1 protein-coding gene is annotated in these 986 nt (G+C 34.4%); it reads right to left on the reverse strand.

Features of this window, described 5'->3' with window-relative positions:
• On the reverse strand, nt 1-962 hold a 962-nt coding region (locus E7X56_RS11590; RefSeq protein ID WP_135606893.1), incomplete at its 3' end, for an RNA-guided endonuclease TnpB family protein.
• Nucleotides 963-986 lie beyond the last annotated feature (24 nt).

The raw sequence follows: 986 nt of genomic DNA on the forward strand, positions 1-986 counted from the left end.
CATATCTTAGTAGATGGCTCGAACTGTCCAATACGTAGAATGGTTTTTCCATACCATTCTGCTTTATACTCCAATTTTGTTACGAATGAACTCCATGAAGCATCTGCAATGTGTTGTGCAAGACAGTGGTTTTTCAGCATTCCATTGACATTCAACGTTTCCAACGCTATAGCTTGGTTCTCGCTTATCAGTTTAGAAGATAGTTTGTGTTGGAAATCGTCCCTCTGGTTGCTGATTTTCTTATGAAGGTTTGCTACCTTTTGCCTCGCTTTATCTCGATTGGCAGAACCCTTCTGTTTTTTACTCAATCTTTTCTGTAGGATTTTCAATCGTTGCAATGATTTATTCAAACATTTTGGATTATCCACCTTATCGCCATTCGAGAGGACAGTAAAATCCTTAATTCCGACATCAACCCCGACAGTTGTATTTCCATCAAAACTTTGTGTTTCGGGAATGTCCATCTCATCATCGATCAGAATACTAATGAAGAATTTTCCAGTGGATGTTTTTGTTATAGTTGCTGTTTTTTCAATTCCTTTATATTGTCTATGCAACTTGGTTTTAATCCATCCGATTTTAGGAAGTTTAATTCTGTTATTTTCAAAATCCACTTTATAGTGCTGTGGAATAGAAAACGATTGAACTGGATTTTTTCTTGATTTGAATTTCGGAAAACCTGTTTTTTCTCTGAAAAATTTAGTAAAAGCATTTTCCAAATTAAGCGTTGCACCTTGTAATGATTGAGAATTAATCTCATTTAACCATTCATGCTCATTTTTCAATTCGGGCAACATCTTATTTAATGTAAATCTGGATACGGACTTACCTTCTACTTCGTATGATTTTATTTTATTTCCCAAAGCCCAGTTATATGTAAACCTACACGCCCCAATATGTTTTAAGAACATTACTTCTTGTTCTTTTTTTGGATACAGTCTATACTTGTAGGCTTTTAACATCGTATATATAATACCATTTAACAC

Origin of the sequence: Methanococcoides sp. NM1, from assembly GCF_900774285.1 — an archaeon.
GTDB classification, from domain to species: domain Archaea; phylum Halobacteriota; class Methanosarcinia; order Methanosarcinales; family Methanosarcinaceae; genus Methanococcoides; species Methanococcoides vulcani.